We start from the raw sequence: 22,897 nt of genomic DNA, 5'->3' as shown, positions 1-22,897 counted from the left end.
AGGCACTGTTCCACGATGAAGGCCATCGTCTATTCCCGTTTTGGTCCGGCCCCCGAGGTTCTGGAAGAGATTGAAATCGCGACGCCGGTTCCCGGTCCGAGCGAAGTTCTGGTACGTGTTGCCTATTCAGGTGTGAACCCGTCTGACGCCAAGGCCCGGGCCGGTGCCCGTCCCGGCGTGACAAAACCTGCCTACCCGCAAATCATCCCGCATTCAGATGGCTCGGGCGTCATCGAGGCTGTGGGCGACGGCGTTGACCCGGACCGCATCGGTCAGCGCGTCTGGCTCTGGAATGGCCAGTGGCAGCGTGCCTTCGGGACTGCCGCCGAATATATAACCCTGCCCATTGCTCAGGCCGTGCCGCTACCCGAAAATATCTCGCTGGAAAGCGGTGCAACGCTTGGGATTCCAGGGCTGACCGCGGCCCATACCGTCTTTGGAGATGGCGATGTGGCAGGCAAAACCCTGCTGATCAGTGGTGGCGCGGGCGCTGTGGGTCACAACGCGGTGCAACTGGCAAAATGGGGGGGGGCCAGGGTGATCTCAACCTGTTCGCCCAGTGCCGCGACCCGGGTTGCCGCAGCAGGCGCGGATCACGTCTTGGACTATGCCGACCCCGATCTGGCCACCAAAATCAACGATCTGACCAAGGGTAAAGGCATCAATCGCGCGGTCGAGGTTGAATTTGGCCAGAACGCAGCCCTTCTGGCCGATATCATCGCCCCGAATTCAACGATCGCCACCTATGGTTCTGGCGCCAGCATGACCCCTACCCTGCCATTCGGCCCGTACCTGTTCAAAGCCCTGAAAATCGACATAACTTTGATTTATATCCTGCCTCAGGCCGAACGTCAGGCGGCCATAAACTGCCTGCATCAGGCTCTGGCTGCTGGCGTTCTGACCCCCGCCATCCACGCCATTTTCCCGCTGCAGGATTGCGCAAAAGCCCATGACACCGTGATGACGCCAGGTCGCGCCGGTGCGGTACTACTAACAACCTGCTAAACCCGCCGCCGGTATATTCTCAGTCTGCCTTGATGCCCGACAGCCCCGCCTGCGTGATTTTCTGGCGCGAGGCCATAAGCCCGGCCTCAAACCCCTCGGCGTCGCCGTAATCGACGAACTGCGCGTAATAGGCATGATGTGCGCCGATTCGTGAGGCGTGCTTGATTGGGCACCAATAGGCCTCGGTTCGTCCGGCCACTTCCTGCACATAGCCGATCACCCCGTTGCCGTAGCCGCAATAGACACAGTTCAGCTTTTGCAGCCCGTTAAGATAAGCCAGATGCTGACGGTCCAAACGGATGAAATCAGCGCGTTTCACCCGGTCGATCCCGTAAACCGGGAAACAGATCCACTGATAGAGGGTGACGAAAATATCCAGCAACACAAAAGGTATGATCAAAGAATAGATCACCGGTGCAGTGATCACCACCATCGGCCTTGTGTAGCGCAGGAAGGTCAGCAACCGCACCCGCAAGTCACGATGCGCGCGCCGCACTTCGGCCTCGAAAACCACCCTGCCATTCTCAAGGCGATAGCGAAACGCCTTGCTGCGGCGCGTGATTTCCGCATCCAGTTCGTCCTGCAATTCGCGAATGCGAGACAGCAGTTTTTCAGTGGCGGTGGTCATCAGCGCTCTCCGGCAAATTCTGGCTCTGCAACCACCTTAAACCTTCAAGGGTAAAACGCAAAGCGCGCACCAGGAGATTACTCCGGATGCGCGACATTAACCAAAGGGCAGGTGAAACCCACGTTGCCCAAAGTGGCGTTACCCGATGGATACAAGCTCAATCGCGAACGTCAGCTCCTTGCCCGCCAGCGGATGGTTGGCGTCCAGCACGACCTGCGCGTCGGTCACTTCGACCACCGTCACCTGCATCGTCTGCCCTTGCGGGGTCTGCACCTGCAACTGCGTGCCCAAATCCAGCGGAATATCTGCCGGAATATCACTGCGCGGTACGGCCTGCCGGGCCTCGGGGTGAATATGACCATAGGCCTGATCAGCGGGTATTTCGACGGTTTTCTTGTCGCCCACCACCATGCCAGGGATGGCGACATCCAGCCCCGGAATGATCTGGCCCGATCCCACGGTAAACTCCAGCGGGTCGCGCCCGTCGCTGGTGTCAAAGGTGGTGCCGTCTGTCAACGTGCCGGTATAGTGAATACGAACGGTGTCGCCCGATTTGACCTGGGTCATTAAATATCCAATCTTGAGTAGGGAAATGGGTTTGCAAGGCCGCGCCTGTCACGCGGGTGCTTGTGTGGCTGAGACGAAATCTAGCGGTAATTGCCGGGACATGCAAACCACACGCCTCCGTGATCATTCGGGGCTTTTCCCTTGTTTGCATCCATGCAAATCTGCCGTTCGACAATTAGGGAATTCGACCATGCCAATCACCACCTGTATCTTTGACGCATATGGCACACTCTTCGACGTTGCCGCCGCCGCCCGCAACGCCGCATCCGAACCCGGCCGCGAAGCATTTGCCGAACACTGGTCCAAAATCGCAGAATACTGGCGCCTCAAGCAACTGCAATACACCTGGCTACGTGCGGTCATGGATAAACACACCGATTTCTGGCAGGTCACCCAGGACGGGCTGGACTGGGCGCTTGAAGCCGAAGGGCTGGAAGGTGACACCGGGTTGCGCGAACGTCTCTTGCAACTGTACTGGGAGCTTGAAGCATACCCCGAAGTCCCTGCCATGCTGGCGGCTCTGAAATCGGCCGGTCTGAACACCGCAATCCTGTCCAACGGCTCTCCCGAAATGCTGGCGGGCGCCGTACAATCGGCCGGTATCGGTGACGTGTTGGACGATGTGCTGTCTGTCGAAAGCGTCGGCATCTTCAAGCCCGCAAAAGTCGTCTACGATCTGGTCGGCCAGCGTTTTGGCTGCAGGCCGGACGAGGTGCTGTTCGTGTCGTCAAACGGCTGGGATGCCTCGGCTGCTGCGGGCTATGGCTTTACCACCGCATGGGTTAACCGCAAAGGCGAGCCCGTCGACCGCCTGCCTGCCAAACCTGCAACCATGCTGAGTGATCTCACCGGCATTCCAGCCCTTGCACAATCGGCATGAGCAGTTTCAAGACATCCGACGGACTGAACCTGCATTACATGGACAAGGGCACAGGCCGCCCGATTCTCTGCCTTGCCGGGCTGACCCGCAACAGCACGGATTTCAACTTTCTGGCGCCCCACATGGCCGATCATCGACTGATCTGCATGGACTACCGCGGGCGCGGTCAATCGGATTACGACCCCCAGTACATGAATTACAATATCCTGCGCGAGGCACAGGATGCGATCGAATTGCTTGATCATCTCGGGCTTGATCAGGCCACAATCATCGGCACCTCGCGCGGCGGCCTCATCGCCATGGCTTTGTCCTATGGCCATGCCGACCGGCTGCGCGCGGTCGTGCTCAATGACATCGGCCCGGTGGTCGATGCCGCAGGGCTTGAAAGGATCATGGACTACGTCGGTAAGGAACCCGATCTGCCTGATCTCGACGCGGCCGCCAGTGCACTTAAACACGTCCATGCCGATGGGTTTCCCGACGTCCCGCTTGATCGCTGGCGCCAGCAGGCAGAGTTCATGTTTTTTGAAAAAAAAGGCGGCGGCCTTGGCATCCGCTATGATGCCAGTCTGCGCGACGCGCTGGTCGGCCAGGCGGGTGCTGGCGACGCGCCAGACCTCTGGTTGTTGTTCGACCAACTCAAGAACACGCCACTGGCCGCGATCCGCGGTGCCAATTCCGATCTGCTGACCGCACAAACCCTTGCGCAGATGCTTGACCACCACCCCGGCATGATCACCGCAACGGTCCCCAATCGCGGCCATGTGCCATTCCTGGACGAACCTGAGGCGCTTGAAGCCATAAATGCCCTGCTGGAGCAAACTGCATGACCAACATCACCATGATCCGCGCCGCGGCTGAAAGGCTCAAGGGCCACGTCCGGCGCACCCCGCTGCTCAGTTCGCCGTTTCTGGATGAAATTGCCGGGCGGCGCGTCTTCATCAAACCTGAATGCCTGCAGCACACCGGCAGCTTCAAATACCGTGGCGGACGCTCGGCTGTGTCAGCGCTTGACCCCGAGGTCCGCGCGCGCGGCGTGATTGCCTTTTCCAGCGGCAACCATGCACAGGGCGTGGCGCTAGCCGCGCGCGAACTTGGCGCACCTGCCGTGATCATCATGCCCGCTGATGCGCCACAAATGAAAATCGCCAATACCCGCGCCCTGGGTGCCGAGGTGGTGCTTTACGACCGCGCCGGCGGAGAAAGCCGCGAGGCCGTGGGCGAAAAACTGACCGCCGAACGCGGGTTGACCATGATCAAACCCTATGACGAACCACAGGTGATCGCCGGGCAAGGCACCACCGGCCTTGAGATTGCCGAGGATGCCAACGCGCTTGGCATTACGCAGGCTGATATGCTGGTCTGTTGCGGCGGCGGAGGCCTGACGTCCGGCATCGCTCTGGCGCTTGAGGCCGACGCGCCGGGCCTGCGGGTGCGCCCATGTGAACCGATCGGGTTCGACGATGTGACCCGCTCGCTTGCCTCTGGGCATATCGAGACCAATAACCGGCAATCCGGCAATATCTGCGATGCCATCCTGACACCCGCGCCGGGCCAGATCACCTTTCCCATCCTCAAGCGCCTCTGCGGTCCCGGTCTGACAGTTTCCGAAGACGAATGCCTGCACGCCATGACACTGGCCTGGTCGCGGCTCAAGGTTGTGGCCGAACCCGGCGGGGCCGCCGCCCTTGCCGCCGCGCTGTTCCGCAAGGATCAGATAGAGGGCGACACAGTCATCGCCACCATTTCAGGTGGGAATGTCGATGCCGAAATTTATCAGACCGCGCTTTCCAGATACGGAACCTGACACAATGACCGAGTTCACGATTGCCAGTTTCAACGTCAAGAACCTGATTGGCCCCAACAAGGAATATTACGAATTCCAGACCTACACGCCCGAAGAATACGCGTGGAAAGAAGACTGGATGGCCGACCAGCTATTGACAATGAGCGCCGATATCGTGGGTTTTCAGGAGATATTCGAGGAAGACGCCCTGCGCGCTGTGATAGAAGAAACGAACCAGCGCGCCACACAACTGAACGCGGCCACCGTGCCCGACAAATCCAAACGCTATCACCGCAAGGTCATTTTCCGCAAACTCAGCGTCGAGCCCTATCATGACGCCGCCCTGGCCTTTGCCCCCAATGCCGCCGACACCGGCGTGCCCGGGAAACGCCGCCCCGGTGTGGCGATCCTGTCGCGTTTCGGCTTTGCGGGTGACCCTGAGATCATTCAGGATCTGCCGCAGCCGCTGACCATTCCGTTCCAGCCCCTGCGCGGCCTGCAGGGCGACGACGCCGGGCAATACACCATCAAGCGCTTGTCGCGCCCCATTCTCAAGGTACGCATCCCTATCGGCGGCAAGGTGATCACCGTGTTCAACTGCCACCTGAAATCCAAACTGGGCGAATATATCCGGCCCGCAGGTGTCGATTTCGCCCCGGAAGAGGATCTGACCAGATATGATCCTGTGGGTCGGGCCCTTGGCAGCCTGCGCTCGGCCCTGCGCCGCATGGCCGAGGCCTGGGTGCTGCGCGCTGAGATCGTCAAGGAAATCAGCGCGGGCAATCCGGTCATGGTCATGGGCGATTTCAACGATGGTGAACATGCCGTCAGTTCCGAGATTATTGCTGGTGAGACACCGTTCAAAAACTATGCCTGGATGCTGCGCCACGACGCCAAGGCCAGTTCAGACCGCTACACAGAGGAACAAAACCGCCAGATCACCGAAGACATCGAAAAAGTCCGCCTGCATTCGGCGGAAAAGCTGTTTGTGCGCAAATCCCTCCGCGACATGGTCTACACTTCGGCCTTTGGCGGCGTTTTCGAATCCATCGACCAGCTGTTCCTGTCACGCCATTTTCACCCCGACTTTGACGGGCGCATTGGCGAGATGACCTATTTCAGCGCCTTCAACGACCACCTGACCGACGGTAGCCACCCCGAGGCCCCCTATAACAAACTCGCCTCGGATCATGGTCAGATTATGGCCCATATCAACCTGTCGGATTGATCCCGAAAGTACTGACCATGCCCTTTGTTGAAATTGGCAGCATCCGCCTGCACTACCTGGACGAAGGCCCGCCCGATGGCCCGCCCGTCGTCTTCGCCAACTCTTTGGGAACGGACCTTCATCTTTGGGATGCTATCCTGCCACTGTTGCCCGCCGGCCTGCGGATTATCCGCTATGACAAACGCGGCCATGGTCGCTCGGATTGCCCGCCGGCCCCCTATTCGATGGGCACATTAGTACGCGACGCCGAATGCCTGCTGGATCACCTGAAGGTACGCGATTGCGTCTTTGTCGGACTGTCGATCGGTGGCATGATCGCACAGGGGCTGGCTGTCAAACGGCTGGACCAGATCCGTGCCATGGTCCTGTCGAACACGGCCGCCAAGATCGGCCAGCCCGCCATGTGGGACGAACGGATCGCCGCCGTGCAGGCGGGTAGGATCGAGGCGCTGGCCGACAGCATTTGCGAGCGCTGGTTTTCACGCGCCTTTCGTGACTCAGGGCAATACCTGCCCTGGCGCAGGATGCTGGCCAGCCAGCCAGCCGAAGGTTATATCGGGTGTTCTGCTGCCATTTCCGGCACCGATTTCTACACGCCCACCAGTGGGCTGCGCCTGCCCACGCTGGGCATTGCCGGAACCGAAGACGGCTCAACCCCGCCCGATCTGGTGCGCGAAACGGTTGAGCTGATCCGCGGCTCGAAATTCCGGCTGATCCGCCGTGCAGGCCACCTGCCCTGCGTTGAGCAGCCCACCGAATACGCCCGCCTGCTGACGGAATTTCTGCACGACACAGGGCATAAATAGTCAAAGCGCCCCCGTAAAACACGGTAAAACGCGCTAAAACGACCTGTCTTGTCGCAGTTTCCGACGCCCCGGTGCTTGAACCTCGGATACCCTGAGGCTTGAAAGGGGTGTCCCGATGCCGCGCTTAGTTGCAACCTCAGGTCAGTGAAATGACCGTCATAACCGACCTTGCTCAATCCCCCGGTCGCCGGGGTTATGCGATGGGGTTGATGGTGATCAGTTCTGTCAGCATCAGCTTCAGCGGGCTGGTCATCCGCCAGATCGATCTGGCCGACCCGTTGCAGATCAACTTCTATCGCTCTATCGCCCTGATCGTATCTGTCTCGTTGATCATGGTCTTTCGCTATGGCGCCAGTGCCCCGACCCATGTCCGGCGCATTGGCAGACCCGGCCTGATGGCGGGCACGTTCCTTGCCGGGGCGGGGCTGGCGTTCTTGCAATCCATCACCAACACAACGGTGGCCAATACATTATTCATCCTCAGTGCGATTCCGTTTTTCACCGCTGCCCTTGCCTGGTTGTTCCTGCGCGAGTCCCTGCAACGACTGACCGTTTTCACGATGCTGGCGGCCTTGTGCGGCATCTGCGTCATGGTGGCGGGCGGCATCGGTGCGGGCTCGCTCTATGGCAATGTCATGGCGCTTGTCACTGCATTGTGTTTTTCCAGCTACGCCATCGTCGTGCGGCGCCATCGCGGGATCGAAATGCTGCCCTCCCTGATCGTCTCGGGGCTGGTCATCATGGTCATTTCAGGCCTTTTGCGCTGGCGTGATCTGAATATCCCGCTGCATGATATTGCGTTGTGTTTTCTGCTGGGCGGCGTCCTGTCTGGCCTGGCCAACGCGCTTTTCATTGCCGCCGCGAAACAGCTGGTTGCGGCCGAACTGACGCTGTTCATGCTGCTAGAGTTTGCCCTGGGTCCGATCTGGGTGTGGATCTTTATCTCGGAACGCCCAACAGACTGGACAATCACGGGCGGTGCAATGGTCATTGCCTCTGTCACCACCCGCGCGCTGTTTGAATTGGCCCGCTCACATCGCAACACCAGACGCCTCAGGCAAAATCCACTCTGAAAGACACCTTGGCCCGGCGTTCGGCCATCCAGCTTTCTGGGAATGCAGTTTTGATGCCGGCCCGGAACGCCGCCCATTCGCCCCTGGTAAAAATTAGCCGCAACGCCCCGATTTTCCTTGATAAGGGTACAGAATCCGGCTCAGTCTGCAGGCAAACATCGGGGGAAAACCATGCAAACCATCAAAGCTGCCGTCTGCCATACATTCGGGTCTCCTCTTTTAATCGAACAGGTTCAGTTGCGCGCGCCGCAAGCCGGTGAAGTGCAGGTCGATCTTGAGGCCGTGGCGATCTGCCATTCCGACATTTCCTATGCCGATGGTGCCTGGGGCGGGTCACTGCCTGCGGTTTACGGCCACGAGGCCGCCGGGTATATCAGCGCAGTTGGAGCAGGTGTTACCGGCCTGGCCCCGGGCGATCCGGTTGTGGTTACCCTGATCCGCGCCTGCGGCCAATGCCCCAGCTGCGGCTCCGGCAAACCCACGATCTGCGAAACCCCGTATGACGGCGATCAGGGCCCCCTGAAAACCGCCGATGGCGGCAAATTGCATCAGGCCATGGCCTGTGGCGCCTTCGCCGAAAAGGTTGTCGTAGATCAAAGCCAGGTCGTCAAAATTCCCGATGACATGGCGATGGATGCCGCCAGCCTGCTGGCCTGCGGAGTGATCACCGGGGTGGGCGCTGTGGTGAACGCCGCCAGCTTGCGCGCGGGTCAGGATGTGGTTGTGATCGGCGCGGGCGGCGTTGGCCTGAACGCCATTCAGGGCGCGCGCATCGCCGGGGCCCGCCGCATCGTCGCCGTGGACATGAGCGAGGACAAGCTTGCCGTCGCCCGTGATTTCGGCGCAACCGATGGTGTTCTGGCCTCGGACGGCAAGCCATGGCGCGCGGCCAAGGCCGCCATGGGCCGCGGCGCGGATGCCGTGCTTGTCACTGTTGGTGCTGCCCCCGCCTATGATCAGGCACCACGCTATCTGGCATCAGGCGGCAAGGTGATCATGGTCGGCATGCCCGCCACCGGCGCCACCTCAACCTACGAGCCCGCCAATTTCGCCGCTATCGGACAATCGATGGTTGGCAGCAAAATGGGCGATGCGGTGATCCGGCGCGATATCCCCTGGATGGTCGACCTCTATCAGCAGGGCCGCCTGAAACTGGACGAGCTGATTTCGGGGCGCTGGACACTGGACCAGATCAACGAGGCCATCGCCGATACCAAAACCGGCGCCGCACGGCGCAACGTGATCCTTTTCAATTAAGGGTGGCACAATCCGCGATTCCACCGCGGCAACCGGAGGATAGTCAAATGTCAGAACCAACAGTTTCCCTGCAAGACGCTGGCGCAGTACTTTGCCTGGACGACCTTCGCTTTCACGCTGTCTGGCTGCGCGACAACGCCCTTGATCCGGACACCCGCGATCCTCGTAATGGCCAGCGCCTGATCACACTTTCCGATATCCCCGAAGATGTGACCATCTCGGACGCCCACACCCAAGCGGGGCAACTGCATTGCACATTTCAGCCCGAAGATAAAACAGTCAGCTTTCCGCTGGCGTGGCTGCGTGCCCATGCGTATGACCATCCGCACAAAGACCGCCCCGGGCGTCTTCCGGACCAGGCTGAACAATGGGATGCCACGCTATCGTCGAATGTCCCCACCGGGCACCTGCCAACCCTGCAATCCGACCCAATCGAGCGCCGCGACTGGCTGGCCCATATCCGCCGCTACGGATTTGCCAAGGTCACCGGTCTGCAGCCGGAATCCGGCGCGCTTTTCGGCATTGTCGATCTCTTCGGTTATGTGCGCGAAACCAATTATGGCCGTCATTTCGAAGTCCGGACCGAGGTACACCCGACCAATCTGGCCTATACCGGCCTTGGGTTGCAGGCCCATACCGACAATCCCTACCGCGATCCGGTGCCGACCCTGCAGGTGCTGGCCTGCCTTGAAAACTCGGCCGCAGGGGGCGAAAACATGGTGGTCGACGGCTTTGCCGCCGCCCGGCGCCTGCAATCCGAAGACCCGCATGGATTTGATCTGCTAACCCGCCACTGTGCCCGCTTTGCCTACGAGGGCAGCGCAGGCGTCGCGCTGCGCTCGCGCCGCCCGATGATCGAGCTCAGCCCCGACGGGACCCTGCAAGCCATTCGCTTCAACGCGCGTTCCGCAGCACCTTTGACCGATGTGCCGTTTGATTACATGGCCGCCTACTATGGCGCCTACCGACGGCTGAGCCGGATCATCGATGATCCCAGCATGGAAGTGACCTTCAAGCTTGCCCCGGGTGAGGCGTTCATCGTTGACAACACCCGCGTCCTGCACGCGCGCAAGGGCTATTCCGGCGAAGGCCATCGCTGGCTTCAGGGTTGTTATGCTGACAAGGACGGGCTGCTTTCCACCCTCAATGCACTCGAGGCCGCCCTATGACCCAACCCACACCTGACACGATCGTCGACTTTATCGGTGACATCTTCACCCGCTGCGGGGATACCGAATATCTGGGGGAACCGGTGACGATGGCCCAACACATGTTGCAGGGCGCATGGCTGGCAGAACAGCAGGACCTGCCTGACGACGTGATCGTCGCCGCACTGCTCCACGATATCGGGCACTTCACCTCGGAGTTCGGCACCTTCACCATGAACGATACCGAAGACCGCTTTCACGAAGAGGCCGGGGCAAAGGTGCTAGAAGGTTTCTTTCCCTCAATCGTCACCGATTGCGTGCGCCACCACGTCGCCGCCAAACGCTACCTGTGTGCCACCCGACCCGAATATTTCAAACGCCTGTCCGAGGCCTCGGTGCACTCGCTCAACCTTCAGGGCGGACCGATGAGCCCTGAAGAAGTGACCGCGTTCGAACTTAACCCGAATTTGCCGAAGATCATCCAGGTTCGTTATCTCGACGAGGCGGGGAAAAACCCCGACATGCAAACCCCGGATTACTGGCATTTCGCCCCTGTCGTGCAACGGGTGGTCGATGCCCACCTCGCACAGGTCGAATAGCAAAGAACCTCGGGTCCCCTGCCGCTGGTTTCGCCGCAAACTCTGTCGAGAAACATTCACGCATCATCAGCGCGCTACATCCTTCCGACCCTGCAAATCCACATACAAAGCTTACAAGCCGCACAAAGCGCCAGCTGCGACAGAACCCGCCGGTTTCGGGCTTGCCTCCTGCTTCGCACCAAGGCACCGTACCTGAATAGCAACCGCCGGAGCTCCCATGCGCTTACAAGACCTCGACATCATCGTCACCGCCCCGCCTGCCCCCGGCTGGGGAGGGCGTTATTGGATACTGGTGAAAGTGACCACCGACACTGGTATCACCGGCTGGGGAGAATGTTACGCCAGCTCTGTCGGCCCCAAGGCGATGCGCGTCGTGATCGAGGATGTGTTTGAGCGGCACATGCAGGGCGAAAACCCTGAAAACATAGAACTTATGTTCCGTCGCGTCTATTCCAGCGGCTTCACCCAACGCCCTGACCTGACCGTCATGGGGGCCTTTTCAGGGCTCGAAATCGCCTGTTGGGACATCCTTGGCAAGGCCCGCGAACGGCCCGTCCATGCCCTTTTGGGCGGGAAGATGAATGACCATATCCGCGCCTATACTTACCTCTATCCGCTGCCGCATCACGACATCGCTGCCTTCTGGAACTCACCCGAGATGGCCGCAGAATCCGCCGCCGACTGCATTGGGCGGGGCTACACTGCGATAAAGTTCGACCCCGCCGGGCCCTACACCCTGCGCGGCGGCCACATGCCCGCCATGTCAGATATCAGCCAATCTGTCGCCTTCTGCAAAACCATCCGCGAAGCTGTTGGAGACAAAGCGGATTTGCTGTTTGGCACCCATGGTCAATTCACCACCGCCGGGGCGATCCGGCTGGGCAAAGCACTTGAGCCGTATTCGCCGCTGTGGTTCGAAGAACCCATTCCACCCGACAATATCACCGAAATGGCAAAGGTCGCCCGCGCCGTCACCATCCCTGTGGCGACCGGCGAGCGCCTGACCACCAAAGCTGAATTTGCTGCTGTGCTTCACGCCGGGGCCGCTGGCATTCTGCAACCCGCTCTGGGCCGTGCAGGTGGCATATGGGAGATGAAAAAACTTGCTGCCATCGCCGAAGTTCATAACGCCCAGATGGCCCCGCATCTTTATGCAGGGCCGGTAGAATGGGCTGCCAATATCCAGCTTGCAGCCTCAATCCCCAACATCCTGATGGCCGAGTCGATTGAAACCGGGTTTCACAACGATCTGATCAAGGGAACGATCCATGTCGAGGGGGGCTTTGTCACACCTTCCGACGCCCCGGGCCTTGGGATAGAAGTGGACGAGGACCTGGCCCGCGCCCATCCCTATACCGGTACCGGCCTGCATCTGGAAATGCAGGAGGCGCCTTGCGATTATGCCAACGGCAATGCATTTCAGGGGGGCGCACCAGGCAAAACGGACTGATCCGGTTAACGGGTTAATAGGACCGCGGCATGCCCAGTACATGCTCGGCAATATAACTCAGGACCATATTGGTGGAAATCGGCGCCACCTGATATAGCCGCGCCTCACGGAATTTTCGTTCCACATCATACTCTTCGGCAAAGCCAAAGCCGCCGTGGGTCTGTAAACAGGCCTCGGCTGCGGCCCAGCTGGCATCGGCGGACAAAAGCTTGGCCAGGTTTGCTTCTTCGCCAGGGTTGTGGCCGTCCTCGTACAACGCAACCGCGCGCGCGACCATCAATTCGGCGGCCCGCATCTGGCTATAGGCCCGGGCGATCGGAAACTGGACACCCTGATTTTGTCCGATGGGGCGCCCGAAAACCTCGCGCTCCCCGGCATAGTCGGCGGCCTTGCGGATAAACCATTTTGCGTCGCCAATACACTCGGCCGAGATCAGGATACGCTCGGCGTTCATCCCCGACAGGATATAACGAAACCCCTTGCCTTCTTCGCCTACAAGGCTGGAGACGGGGATTTCAAGATTATCGAAATAAACTTCGGTCGTGGCATGGTTCATCATCGTCCGGATGGGCCGGATTATCAGGGACTCTTTGGCGGCTTCACGCATATCGACCAGAAAGACCGACAAACCATCGGTGCGTTTTTGTACCTGGGCGCGCGGTGTTGTGCGCGCCAGTAACAGCATAAGGTCGGAATGTTCCGCCCGGCTGGTCCAGATTTTCTGGCCATTGACGATATACCTGTCGCCATCTCGCCGCGCCGTGGTACGCAGGGCGGTGGTATCGGTCCCGCTGGTCGGCTCGGTCACGCCAAATGCCTGCAGGCGCAGCGATCCATCGGCAATATGCGGCAGGTATTTTGCCTTCTGCTCGTCCGACCCGTGGCGCAGGACGGTGCCCATCGTATACATCTGCGCATGACAGGCCGCCGCATTCCCGCCCGCGCGATGGATCTCTTCCAGAATCGCCGCCCCGGCCGACAGCGTCAGACCAAGCCCCCCATAGTCTTCCGGAATCAGCGCGCCCAGATACCCCTCTTTGGTCAGGGCCTGAACGAATTCCGCGGGATAAGCCTGATCGCGATCACATTGCCGCCAATAAGACCCGGGAAATCCGGTGCACAGACGGGTGATACCTTCTCGGATTTCAGGATGATTTAGCGCGTAGGTCACTGTTTGGCCTTTCTCAGGGATCGCCCGGGAATTCCCGGCGCAGGATATCGTCGTGCTCGCCCAGTCCCGGCACCGCTGTTGGCGTGTCCGGTCCGGACCGGACAGGCAAAGCAGCCACTTCAATTTCGGTCCCGCCAATGACCGCGCTGGCATTGCACAGGAAAGGATGCTCTGACAGGTCCGCGACCGAATTCAGCGTGGCATTGGCGATCCCGGCGCGATCCAGGCGGTCCAGCACGGCGCCGCGCTCAAGCTTGCCAAAAACATCATTCACGATCGCATCCAGATCCGAGCGATTGATATAGCGCACCGGATTGTCGGCAAACCTTGGATCGCTTGTCAGTTCAGGCCTCTGCAGCACATCGTGACAGAAGGCGGCCCATTCCCGGTTGCTCTGCACCGACAACAGCACCTGCGCCCCGCCCTTGCACCAAAACGCCCCGTAAGGTGCTATGAAACTATGCTGCAACCCGGTACGCGGGGGCGCGCCGCCGCCATAGCGATGTGCCATCAGCGGCAAGTTCATCCAGTCGGCCATCACGTCAAACATCGCAATCGACAAATCAGCACCCTGCCCGCTGCGTCCGCGCTGAATAAGCGCGCGCAAAATGGCCGAAAAGGCGGTCAGACCTGTCGACAGATCGGTCAGCGACACGCCCACCCTGCTTGGTATTTCCTCGGTTCCTGTCACCGAACAAATCCCGCTTTCCGCCTGAACAAGGAAATCGTAAGCTTTCTTTTTTGCCGCAGCACCGGTTTCGCCATACCCGGTGATGGCGCAGGTGATCAGGCCGGGATTGTCCTTACGCAGGGCCTTACCACTCAGCCCCATCCGCGCCAGCGCTCCGGGGGCAAGATTGCTCAGCAGCACATCCGCGCGCCTCAGCATCGACCGCAACACCGCCATGTCGTCTGCATCTTTGAGGTTCAGACGGATCGATTCCTTGCCCCGGTTGAGCCAGGCAAATATCGCGCTTTGCCCACCTGCCCCCGCGTCATACCCGCGGGCGAAATCGCCCTCGGGCCGCTCAATCTTGATCACCCGCGCCCCGGCATCCGCCAGCAGCAGCCCCGCATAAGGGGCGGCTACCGCCTGTTCCAGCGATACAACCAAAAGACCATCCAGTTCCCGGTCAAGTTTCATTGGCAGACGGCCCGATTGTTAAGGTTCCCGGTTCACGGGGTCATGCCTGGCAAAGGGCCAGATCCTCGTCTGATAGATATTTTGCCAACGGTTTGGCCAACCCGCCAAGGTTAGGCGCATAGTTTTTCCATCGCGCAACCGAGCGGGTGTAGATCGGCTCGCGCACCTGCGCCAGGGACGCGGTGTTGACCTGCCGGGTTGAGGATTTGTAGTTCAGAACCTCGGGGTCCCAATCCAGCCCGACCCAGTCTAGGATGCTGCGCATCTGGGCTTCGGAATCGGTGGTGACATCTTCGTAGTTCACGACACGAACCCGATCCGGGATAACTTTCGTCCAATAATTTACCATCTTGTCAAACTCGGCATAGACCAGTGCCAGATTGTCGAAATCCGTGCTGAACGGCTGGTTCTGGCCAAAATGCTGCATATAGTTGGACAACAGGCAATCCAGCGGGTGCCGCCGCATGAACAGGATTTTGGCGCGCGGCATGGCAAGCGCGATCAGACCGGCATACAGATAGTTTGAGGGCATTTTGTCGGACACGTACTCCGATTTGATCCCCTCGGACCGCACCCCGTCCATGTAGTTTTCACCAAGACGGCTGAAATCATCCGCAGTGATGTCGCTGTCGGGTATTTCCTCTTGCAACGCCTGACGCATCCGGCGGGCCCGATGCATCGCGGCCGGCATCGCCCGCAATTCGCCGCCCGCCATTACCTTGGGGTGGCGCGAAAACATTTGGTCCATCAATGTCGTGCCCGACCGTGGCATGCCGGTGATGAAAATCGGCGCAATATCCGTGATCCCTTGCCCGCTGCAGCGCTGGACCAACTCGGGCGACGCGAAGGCACGCAGCCTTTCGGCCCTAGCGACATAAGCTTCTTTGTCGAAGGGATGAAGCGTTCTGCTGATCTCGTTACCCTTGCGGAAATGCTCAAACGCCAGCGGAAATTTCCCCAGGTCGTCATAGGCCTTGCCTGCCGCGAAATGCGCAGTCGACTGCGCCTCTTCCCCAAGGTTATCTAAACGTTCCAGATACTTTTCCAGAATTTTCAGTTCGGGCGAGTCTTCCTTGGTTTTGCGCAGATGAATCAGCCGGGACAGCGCCGGCAATCCCACCGGTGGGCGACCCGAAACCGCTAGCAGCGCCTCGGCAGCTTCGTCCATTTTTCCAGCCGACCCAAGGGCGTTACCCAGGTGGAGATAGGCTTCGGCGGCATTCGGATCCAACTCGATTGCGCGGCGCGCATGATGTTCGGCTGTGTCGTGGCGCTCGTTCCGGTACAGCGCCGCCGATAACTGAATATGGGCCCTGATACTCAGCGGATCAATCGACAGGGCTTTGTACAAAACCTCGACCGCCTTGGCGTGCTGATTGACCTGAGAATAGGCAATCCCAAGATTGGTATGGGCGTCCAGCAGACCGGTCTCCAGCTCGATTGCGCGCTCAAGGTGTTTCACCGCTTCGCCATATTTCTTTTGAAGCACCAATGCGCCACCCAGATTGGAATGTGCCACCCCAAAATTCGGGGCGGCCTCAACCGCAGTTCTGAAATGTTCGATGGCCTCTTCCAGACGATTGGACTGGGCCAGCAAAACTCCCAGATCAGCATGTTGCATCGGGTCTTCCGGGGCAGCCTTCAGGCCATCTCGGATCAGACGCTCGCCTTCTTCAATATTGCCTGACATCGCAAGGTTAAGACCCTTGTAATGCAACAGTCTTGGCATCTCGCCTTTTTCTTCAATCAGGCCCTCCAACAGCTGCAAGGCTTCGGGAAGCCTACCGGCATTCTGATGTCTTGCGATGCGCTCAAGAATCTCTTGTGTCATAACTTTTTCTTTTTCGGCGGCAGCGGCTTGGCTTTCAGTCATTTCATTCTCCGGAGCCCGGCGGAAACCGGGAAATTTCAAAAATGTAAGGCACGTGCGAACAACCCACCCGCGCTGGCCATTTGATCGCGGCGCAGTAAACGAAATTGCACTTGTCTGTGCAAGGGCATCCAGACGTACCGGTGACATACAAATTACTTCAAGGGAAAAGTAAGCATTGGAATAACGTTTTAGTTGTGCTTTCATGGCGCCATAAAGGTTTTTCATCGGTTTAGGTTTTCAAACGGTGCCAAGGCGCTAACGCATTTAAAGGATGATAGAATGAAAAGAAAAATTGCAGCAATTGTGCTCGGGGCGGCAACCGCTCTCAGTTCTCAAACGTCAACCGCAACCGCGCAGGACTATTGGCTCGGTCAGATCGTCATGGGTGGCTGGAATTTCTGCCCTCGGACGACCCTGCCCGCAAACGGTGCTTTGTTGCCCATTTCTTCTAATTCAGCGCTTTTCTCACTGCTCGGCTGCACCTATGGCGGTGATTGCAGAACAACGTTTGCCCTGCCGGACTTGCGGGGGCGTATCGCCATGAATAACGGCACAGGACCCGGGCTGCAGCCGGTGGCTCTTGGGCAACGCGGCGGCCGTGAAAACTTCACGCCCAATATCTCAACGCTGGCGTCGCACAGCCACGCGATTAGCAATACTGCAACGGCCGTTGCCAACGTTGGCAACGGCACTCCGGGGGAATATGCCGCTGACGAGCACCTTGCAGCAAACGCTCAGATCTATGCGCCCACCGGCTCTCCCAACAAGCCGCTAAATGCAAATACGGTGCAGGTAACCGTAGATTCCACGGCGTCCAATGCCGGCCAGAACCAGCCTGTCGATATCCGCAACCCCTACCTTGGCGTTCAGTACTGTGTTGTAACACAGGGAATTTTCCCGTCACGCAACTAAGGTGAGACCGCATAAATGCCCTGACATCGCCGATGTGTCAGGGCATTAACAAAACAACGAAAGGGCCAGATTATGGCAATATTTGATTTTCAGGGCGGCGACGTCACCGGTACAGGCGGCCAGTACAATGTGGTTAACGGAACCACACATACCAGCACTGTATTCACAGAGCAGGGAATTAGCTTTTCCTTCACCTCTGATACCATCGCCGAGGTGCCCGGAAACGGGGGAAATGCGTTTACTTTCCTGGGTTCCAGCGCGACGGACTTACAAGGGGTTGTGACTGTCTCGGTGGTTGATACGGACGCCAGCCAGTCCTTCCTCAAAAGCGTGTCCATCAGCCTTGCAAGCTATGGGTCGGGCTCTGGTGTTATTGTCCTCTCCAACACGGTGACGGGCGGAAAAACGACGTTTACGTTGCCCAGCACCACCTTCAGCAGCGGGATCGGCCCCTTTGTCGCCGCCGATGCCAATGCCGAGTACAACAAAATCACCTTTACGGCCAACAATGGATTTATGACAGTTGCAAGCGTCAGCGGGACGCCCAGTTGCTTTATGCCCGGCACGATGATCACAACGGAACACGGCGAAACTCCGGTGGAAGATTTGCAGGCTGGTGACTTGGTACGCACCGCCGATGGCCGCCTGACACCTGTCACCTGGCTGGGTCAACAAATGATCGACACACGCCTGACCCATCCGGCCAAAGTCAACCCGGTCTGCATCCGTGCGGGCACATTGGCCGAGAATGTTCCCTTGCGTGATCTGTATCTGTCCGGGGATCATGCAATTGCGATAAACGGCACGCTTTATAACGCCGGGGCGCTGGTCAACGGTACTACGATCTATCGCGTCCGGGACATGCCGCGGGATGGTTTCAGCTATTACCATGTCGAGACCGAGGCCCACGAGTTGCTGCTGGCCGAAGGCGTCGCCGCAGAGACCTTTATCGACTACGCCGGCCGAGACAGCTTTATCAATGCCCAAGACACCCGGAAAAACCAGATCGCCGAAATGTCGCTGCCCCGCGTATCGGCAGCGCGCCTTGTTCCCGAAGGGCTGCGTGACACCCTGCTGGCGCGCGCCGACGGGCTATCGCGCAAGGCCGCCTGACACCCGGCGTGGACACCAAAATAACTGGCATCGCAATATCTGCGGTGCCGGTCTTTTTTCAGGCGTTGGTTTCATTAAAAGCATGTTGCCGCCGCCGCCAGAACGGCGCATCGGGCCAACGCCTCTCGGCACTATAGAACACTGCCAGGTGTCGATTGTAGGCCTGTACGATCCGGTCCAGATCGTCGGCATAGCTCTCGAACCCGCTGGCTTGTCCCTGCAACACTGCATCACAGGCTGCGGCGCCGGAATATCCGGAATAAAGCGCGTGGAACAAGCCGCGCGACGCCAGCGGGTCAAAGCTTAGTGCGGCATCGCCAATCGCCAGCCAATCAGTTCCGGAAAAAGGGCGTAGCCGGGCCGAGTTTGCTGCAGTCGTGGTCACATCCTTGTCTGAAACAAACGCAGAGCTCTGCAACAATGGCCCAATCCCAGGCAAGGCGCGGGCCTGCGTGACCAAAGCCGCAGTTGAAAGGTTTTTTGTCGTCTCACCATCCGGATCGGCATGAAAGGCCACGACCCGCTGCCCGTTCAACGGAGCCGTGTACCACCAACCTTCACGTGTACTTTCTACAGTGGAAAACCCCGCATCGGGCGGCGCGGCCGGGGCATCAGTCCCGTGCAGCCAATGCGCGACTGTGCGGTCGGTATTTTGGCGCACGGCACCAAGCATTTTGGCCAGCGGTGCCGTACGGCCACCGGCATCAACCACCAATCGCGCTTGCAGGCCAAACCCGCGCTCTTCTGCCTTTAGCGTCAACCGCCAGCCCGAACCGCTTCGGGCCACCGATAGCAGCCGCACCGGAGCCATCATTTTGGCACCGCGTGCAACTGCTGCCGCACGCATGAACCGCTCAAATCCGGCCCGATCCAGATGCCAGCCCGGCCCGTCCGGATCACGGATGAAGTCAGTCCTCTGCTCCGCACCGCCCCAGAAGGACCGGTTGCCCAGATACGCCGGGAATCCCTGCGCCTCAAAGGCAGTCAGCAATCCCATATCCCGCAACAAACGGCGCGCAGCAGGAATCAGAGACTCGCCAATCCGCGCCAGCGGCTCGGCCAGCCGGTCCAGCAATACCACCCGGTAACGCGGTGCCAGAACACTGGCCAGCGCCGCGCCAGCCGGCCCGGCACCGACCACGGCAACGTCATAGTCAGCCACGGCTTCGCCCGGTAAACCGCTGGACTTTCTCTATCCGGCTCAGATCTGGTGCCCCCTCGTCGGTCAGATCTATGACAGGCTCGGACGGGGGCGCGGCCAGCCGTTCGGCCAACTGCTTTGCACCGTCTTCGGTTTCAACATTGGGAGCCTTCCAACCCGCCTGATGCTGGTCCGAAACCTGCATCATTGCCGGAAATGCCGGATCATCCGGCACCCCTTCGCGGGTTTCTACCACACCCATTTCCCCAAAATGATGGATCATGTGATTGATCTGATGGGTATAGGATTTCTGTAAGTTCAGCGGCTCCAGCCAATTGGCGCGATTGGCAAAGGCCTGAAGGCGCTCGGACATCGGCAGGCTGTCATTGGTGACCACGTCATAAGCTACCTGCCCCATGACCTCATTCGGCACACGGGCGGGCCAGAAGGTGGGCAGGTAGGGATCATAGGCCGGGGTATAGCCTGACCGGCAGGATGCCGTATCGGTCTGCCACGGCACCGCCATCCAGCGGGTAACCGACCCCGGGCTTTGCCCTCCATTCACCGGCCCATCCGGCAGCCCCCAGTCTGACGCGCCCAGTTGTGCGCCAAAAGACGGTTCAGGGTTGTCATGCTTGCGATGCTTCAGCCGGAAGGCCGATTGGTACATGCCCTTCTGCCGCATCGGCCATGTCATCTCGCAGCCGGGATGAAACGCATCGGCCAGACAAAACTCCATCGCCGCACGGGTCAGCATATCGGGCTGATCGGCCAGTGGCACATCTTCGATTGCGTGCGGGACTTTGGCCTTTGGGTCATAGTCAGCCTCAAAATTACCCATCACCCATTGATCCATGGCCCAAAGCTGCAGATCGCTCAGTGTGGCGTTCTGGCGCGGGGTATCTGCGGGCGGGATGTTCATCGCATCTCCATACAGCCACGGCCAGGGTACGGGTGATTTTCCATCCACGTCGAAATGCCGGAAGTTATTCGCCAGAACGCGCCGCGTCTCGATGCGCGCCGGGCTTGGATCAGCAAGGCTTGCCATCATGTCCGCCTTTGAAAAATCAAACGGCGCGTTATGGCCAAAACCTGCGGAAAAGCCCTGATTGACCCATTGCAACCCGCTCATCCGCTCGAATATCGGGCGGATGTCGTTCTGGAATGACGGGCGCTCGGGCCGGGTCAGCATCCCGGCTGAAACCGCCACATCGCGCATCAGGTCCCACATTGTGCGCACTGATTTCAACAGGGGTGCATAGTTTGGCGGCGCGCAGACAACCCATGCCGGATCGACCCGCAGCGCCTGCCCCTCATAGCTGACATGCGCCGTTACCGGCCCATCACTGGTGTCGTCATGCCAACCTTCGTTGTTGGCAAAGGTCACTGCCGGGCTGCCATCGGCCGAGGCCGAAACGCCATGCCCACCCAGCACGATCAGACGCCCGGCCTCATCTGTGCGCAGTTCTCCCAGATACACTTTGCTGCCCATAAACTTGCCGTCTGCAAAGGCGTATTTCTTGCCACTCTTCAAGACCCCGGAAATTTCCTTTGGTTCGGGTGTTATCTTCAGTGCCGCACGATCCGAAACACTGGCGTTGCGCCGCAGGCTGGCAGGGGCGTCGGCAAACTCGGGGATATCCATGGCCAGCTGAAACTGGTACCAGGCCGATTTCTGGTTCTCCAATCGCACATGCCAGCGGATATCGGCATTGTCGAGCGTGAGTTCTTTCACCGGCTGGCCAAGTGCGTTCAGCCCATAGACCCGAAACCGCGCCGCTTCGCGTTTCAGGCGACCTTTGCCATCACGGTAAAATCCCGGTTCCTGCGGTGCCGGGTCTGTTACCTCGGGGCCGATGTAGAACCCCTCTGCGCTGTTGCCGACACGGCATACTCCGATTGGCGGATAGATTGCGGCAGAGACAATGCAATCGTCTTTTGGCGTGCTCACCGCATGGGCGCGCGGCGTGGTCGGCTCGTCCAGGCCTACGCCGTTGGCACGCCGCCTCTGATCAGCACTGCCCTGATAGACAACCCGTCGCGCGTCGGCGATGCTGCCCTGCGGCTTCTGCTCCTCTGGCGTGCGCCAGATGTTGAATGACAGATGCTCGCCATACTCGCCCTGACCGCGTGCGCAGATGTCCTGTTGTGGCAAGCGAAGATGCGCCACTGTCTGCCACTCGCCTTTCCAGCGTTCTGTGGCCTTATCCAGCGGTTCATTTCCCTCGCGAAACTGAAGTTGAAAAGCAAATTTCGCCTCCCCTTGCCGCAGGCGCCGTGCCAGATCATCCGCTAGATAATTGTTGCCCTCAGACGGCTCTCCCGCCGCTACGGCAACAGGCTCAAGCCGGTATTTCACGTATCTCTCTTTGCCAAAGCCAAAGGGCAGGATTGCCCAATAGTTGGCAGTCAGGCAACTGGCCTCGGATTTTTGCATCTCGTTCAGGATGCGTGCTGTTTTCTTGTGGCGACGCAGATAAGCAGGATAATCACGGTCTACCACGCCCGCAGTGGTGAACTCGCAAAATTCCTGTGCATTGTCGACGAAAAACACATCGTGATTCTGCAGGATGAAATCGGCGGTATCCTCGGCACCCATCAACGTTCCGCCCTGCACCCCGAACAGCTTGATCCCGATGCCCATGGTTGTGTGCAAATCGGGTGAATCTGGCTGCGTATCCGATGAAAACCTGACCCAGCAGGGCATTGTCCCCTGCCCAAACACGCCCACTTTCATGTCCTCTGGCAGATCCTCCAGCGGCTCGAACATGCCGCAGGCCACACCGTGCTGTTTAAGGAAAACCGTGCGCAGTGCCGGGTTCTGTCCACGTCTGATCCTTTCGCCCTGAATAAGCGTGACGAACATCTCTTCCAGCCGCTCGGTTGGATGGTTCGCGCAATCCCAGCAGGCGATGTCATTGGCTGTTTTGTCGTTGGACGCCTTGTCTTTCTTGGTCATCGGAAGCTCCGTTTCTAAAAAGGAATACGAAAAATTCAATCGAAAAAATAACCCTTAAGGAGAAACTCTAAACCAGAGCTCGCGCAAAAACCATCGCCAAGTTTTTGATTCCGGCACGTCGGCAATTTCAAGAACCGCTGCCAGACTCAAGTAGACA

Annotated in this window: 20 protein-coding genes; 13 read left to right on the top strand and 7 right to left on the bottom strand. The window is 59.2% G+C overall.

Features of this window, described 5'->3' with window-relative positions; all coding sequences use genetic code 11:
* The first annotated feature begins 15 nt into the window (after positions 1 to 15).
* Entirely contained in the window at positions 16 to 1,005 is a 990-nt protein-coding gene (locus PEL8287_RS07675; protein WP_085891783.1) for an NADPH:quinone reductase, read from the top strand.
* Between the two features lie 19 nt (positions 1,006 to 1,024).
* On the opposite strand, the gene PEL8287_RS07670 is transcribed toward PEL8287_RS07675, so the two are convergent.
* Together PEL8287_RS07670 and PEL8287_RS07665 are read right to left on the bottom strand one after the other, a co-directional pair.
* Complete coding sequence (locus PEL8287_RS07670; RefSeq protein WP_085891782.1) at positions 1,025 to 1,633, bottom strand: hypothetical protein; 609 nt, start codon at positions 1,631 to 1,633, stop codon at positions 1,025 to 1,027.
* Positions 1,634 to 1,771: 138 nt separating this feature from the next.
* Entirely contained in the window at positions 1,772 to 2,200 is a 429-nt protein-coding gene (locus tag PEL8287_RS07665; RefSeq protein ID WP_085891781.1) for an FKBP-type peptidyl-prolyl cis-trans isomerase, read from the bottom strand.
* Between the two features lie 190 nt (positions 2,201 to 2,390).
* On the opposite strand from PEL8287_RS07665, the gene PEL8287_RS07660 reads away from it, so the two are divergent.
* From PEL8287_RS07660 to PEL8287_RS07615, 10 genes are all read left to right on the top strand, one after another.
* Positions 2,391 to 3,080 carry a haloacid dehalogenase type II gene (locus tag PEL8287_RS07660; protein WP_085891780.1) on the top strand — a complete coding sequence of 230 codons (690 nt, stop codon included), beginning with the start codon at positions 2,391 to 2,393 and terminating at the stop codon, positions 3,078 to 3,080.
* The gene (locus tag PEL8287_RS07655; protein WP_085891779.1) at positions 3,077 to 3,910 is read left to right on the top strand and encodes an alpha/beta fold hydrolase; all 834 of its coding nucleotides are present in this window, start codon (positions 3,077 to 3,079) and stop codon (positions 3,908 to 3,910) included. Before PEL8287_RS07660 ends, PEL8287_RS07655 begins: the two co-directional genes overlap by 4 nt.
* Positions 3,907 to 4,887: a threonine ammonia-lyase gene (locus PEL8287_RS07650; RefSeq protein WP_085891778.1), complete on the top strand. Its 981-nt coding sequence runs from the start codon at positions 3,907 to 3,909 to the stop codon at positions 4,885 to 4,887. The genes PEL8287_RS07655 and PEL8287_RS07650 overlap by 4 nt, the downstream gene beginning before the upstream one ends.
* Positions 4,888 to 4,891: 4 nt before the next feature.
* Positions 4,892 to 6,094 (top strand): endonuclease/exonuclease/phosphatase family protein, encoded by a 1,203-nt coding sequence (locus tag PEL8287_RS07645; RefSeq protein ID WP_085891777.1) that lies wholly within the window; start codon positions 4,892 to 4,894, stop codon positions 6,092 to 6,094.
* A gap of 17 nt (positions 6,095 to 6,111) precedes the next feature.
* A complete protein-coding gene (gene pcaD / locus PEL8287_RS07640; RefSeq protein WP_085891776.1) occupies positions 6,112 to 6,900 on the top strand; it encodes a 3-oxoadipate enol-lactonase in 789 nt (262 codons plus the stop codon).
* A 149-nt stretch (positions 6,901 to 7,049) separates the two neighbouring features.
* Entirely contained in the window at positions 7,050 to 7,973 is a 924-nt protein-coding gene (locus PEL8287_RS07635; protein WP_085891775.1) for a DMT family transporter, read from the top strand.
* 171 nt (positions 7,974 to 8,144) lie between these two features.
* Entirely contained in the window at positions 8,145 to 9,230 is a 1,086-nt protein-coding gene (locus PEL8287_RS07630) for a Zn-dependent alcohol dehydrogenase (protein ID WP_085891774.1), read from the top strand.
* Positions 9,231 to 9,277: 47 nt separating this feature from the next.
* A complete protein-coding gene (gene tmpA, locus PEL8287_RS07625) occupies positions 9,278 to 10,399 on the top strand; it encodes a 2-trimethylaminoethylphosphonate dioxygenase (protein ID WP_085891773.1) in 1,122 nt (373 codons plus the stop codon).
* Entirely contained in the window at positions 10,396 to 10,977 is a 582-nt protein-coding gene (tmpB, locus tag PEL8287_RS07620; RefSeq protein WP_085891772.1) for a (R)-1-hydroxy-2-trimethylaminoethylphosphonate oxygenase, read from the top strand. The genes tmpA and tmpB overlap by 4 nt, the downstream gene beginning before the upstream one ends.
* A 217-nt stretch (positions 10,978 to 11,194) precedes the next feature.
* Complete coding sequence (locus PEL8287_RS07615; protein WP_085891771.1) at positions 11,195 to 12,427, top strand: mandelate racemase/muconate lactonizing enzyme family protein; 1,233 nt, start codon at positions 11,195 to 11,197, stop codon at positions 12,425 to 12,427.
* A gap of 13 nt (positions 12,428 to 12,440) precedes the next feature.
* Here the strand turns inward: PEL8287_RS07615 and PEL8287_RS07610 are convergent, their stop codons facing one another.
* Genes PEL8287_RS07610 through PEL8287_RS07600 form a run of 3 tightly spaced genes read right to left on the bottom strand, consistent with a single transcriptional unit; the run spans position 12,441 to position 16,615 of the window.
* Positions 12,441 to 13,598: an acyl-CoA dehydrogenase family protein gene (locus tag PEL8287_RS07610; protein WP_139837731.1), complete on the bottom strand. Its 1,158-nt coding sequence runs from the start codon at positions 13,596 to 13,598 to the stop codon at positions 12,441 to 12,443.
* Between the two features lie 13 nt (positions 13,599 to 13,611).
* On the bottom strand, positions 13,612 to 14,742 hold the full coding sequence (locus tag PEL8287_RS20155) for a CaiB/BaiF CoA transferase family protein (RefSeq protein ID WP_085891770.1): 1,131 nt from the start codon (positions 14,740 to 14,742) through the stop codon (positions 13,612 to 13,614).
* Positions 14,743 to 14,782: 40 nt separating this feature from the next.
* Positions 14,783 to 16,615, bottom strand: a complete 1,833-nt coding sequence (locus tag PEL8287_RS07600) for a tetratricopeptide repeat-containing sulfotransferase family protein (RefSeq protein WP_176228585.1) — start codon at positions 16,613 to 16,615, stop codon at positions 14,783 to 14,785.
* A gap of 279 nt (positions 16,616 to 16,894) precedes the next feature.
* Between PEL8287_RS07600 and PEL8287_RS07595 the strand changes: the two genes are divergently transcribed.
* Together PEL8287_RS07595 and PEL8287_RS07590 are read left to right on the top strand one after the other, a co-directional pair.
* Complete coding sequence (locus PEL8287_RS07595; RefSeq protein WP_085891768.1) at positions 16,895 to 17,527, top strand: phage tail protein; 633 nt, start codon at positions 16,895 to 16,897, stop codon at positions 17,525 to 17,527.
* Between the two features lie 72 nt (positions 17,528 to 17,599).
* Positions 17,600 to 18,640, top strand: a complete 1,041-nt coding sequence (locus tag PEL8287_RS07590) for a Hint domain-containing protein (protein WP_085891767.1) — start codon at positions 17,600 to 17,602, stop codon at positions 18,638 to 18,640.
* A gap of 58 nt (positions 18,641 to 18,698) precedes the next feature.
* On the opposite strand, the gene PEL8287_RS07585 is transcribed toward PEL8287_RS07590, so the two are convergent.
* Positions 18,699 to 19,802, bottom strand: a complete 1,104-nt coding sequence (locus PEL8287_RS07585) for an FAD-dependent monooxygenase (protein ID WP_085891766.1) — start codon at positions 19,800 to 19,802, stop codon at positions 18,699 to 18,701.
* On the bottom strand, positions 19,795 to 22,740 hold the full coding sequence (locus PEL8287_RS07580) for a LodA/GoxA family CTQ-dependent oxidase (protein ID WP_217807670.1): 2,946 nt from the start codon (positions 22,738 to 22,740) through the stop codon (positions 19,795 to 19,797). The genes PEL8287_RS07585 and PEL8287_RS07580 overlap by 8 nt, the downstream gene beginning before the upstream one ends.
* Positions 22,741 to 22,897 lie beyond the last annotated feature (157 nt).

The sequence above is a fragment of the Roseovarius litorisediminis genome, from assembly GCF_900172295.1.
GTDB lineage: Bacteria > Pseudomonadota > Alphaproteobacteria > Rhodobacterales > Rhodobacteraceae > Roseovarius > Roseovarius litorisediminis.
Note: the sequence above shows the minus strand (reverse complement) of the source record. Positions and strands in the feature narration are given on the sequence as shown.

Coding starts and splice junctions, on each gene's coding strand:
- PEL8287_RS07655 (WP_085891779.1), top strand. CDS start 3,077: ATGAGCAGTTTCAAGACATCCGACGGACTGAACCTGCATTACATGGAC.
- PEL8287_RS07660 (WP_085891780.1), top strand. CDS start 2,391: ATGCCAATCACCACCTGTATCTTTGACGCATATGGCACACTCTTCGAC.
- pcaD (WP_085891776.1), top strand. CDS start 6,112: ATGCCCTTTGTTGAAATTGGCAGCATCCGCCTGCACTACCTGGACGAA.
- PEL8287_RS20155 (WP_085891770.1), bottom strand. CDS start 14,742: ATGAAACTTGACCGGGAACTGGATGGTCTTTTGGTTGTATCGCTGGAA.
- PEL8287_RS07635 (WP_085891775.1), top strand. CDS start 7,050: ATGACCGTCATAACCGACCTTGCTCAATCCCCCGGTCGCCGGGGTTAT.
- PEL8287_RS07590 (WP_085891767.1), top strand. CDS start 17,600: ATGGCAATATTTGATTTTCAGGGCGGCGACGTCACCGGTACAGGCGGC.
- PEL8287_RS07645 (WP_085891777.1), top strand. CDS start 4,892: ATGACCGAGTTCACGATTGCCAGTTTCAACGTCAAGAACCTGATTGGC.
- tmpA (WP_085891773.1), top strand. CDS start 9,278: ATGTCAGAACCAACAGTTTCCCTGCAAGACGCTGGCGCAGTACTTTGC.
- PEL8287_RS07675 (WP_085891783.1), top strand. CDS start 16: ATGAAGGCCATCGTCTATTCCCGTTTTGGTCCGGCCCCCGAGGTTCTG.
- PEL8287_RS07670 (WP_085891782.1), bottom strand. CDS start 1,633: ATGACCACCGCCACTGAAAAACTGCTGTCTCGCATTCGCGAATTGCAG.
- PEL8287_RS07665 (WP_085891781.1), bottom strand. CDS start 2,200: ATGACCCAGGTCAAATCGGGCGACACCGTTCGTATTCACTATACCGGC.
- PEL8287_RS07600 (WP_176228585.1), bottom strand. CDS start 16,615: ATGACTGAAAGCCAAGCCGCTGCCGCCGAAAAAGAAAAAGTTATGACA.
- PEL8287_RS07615 (WP_085891771.1), top strand. CDS start 11,195: ATGCGCTTACAAGACCTCGACATCATCGTCACCGCCCCGCCTGCCCCC.
- PEL8287_RS07630 (WP_085891774.1), top strand. CDS start 8,145: ATGCAAACCATCAAAGCTGCCGTCTGCCATACATTCGGGTCTCCTCTT.
- PEL8287_RS07650 (WP_085891778.1), top strand. CDS start 3,907: ATGACCAACATCACCATGATCCGCGCCGCGGCTGAAAGGCTCAAGGGC.
- tmpB (WP_085891772.1), top strand. CDS start 10,396: ATGACCCAACCCACACCTGACACGATCGTCGACTTTATCGGTGACATC.
- PEL8287_RS07595 (WP_085891768.1), top strand. CDS start 16,895: ATGAAAAGAAAAATTGCAGCAATTGTGCTCGGGGCGGCAACCGCTCTC.
- PEL8287_RS07580 (WP_217807670.1), bottom strand. CDS start 22,740: ATGACCAAGAAAGACAAGGCGTCCAACGACAAAACAGCCAATGACATC.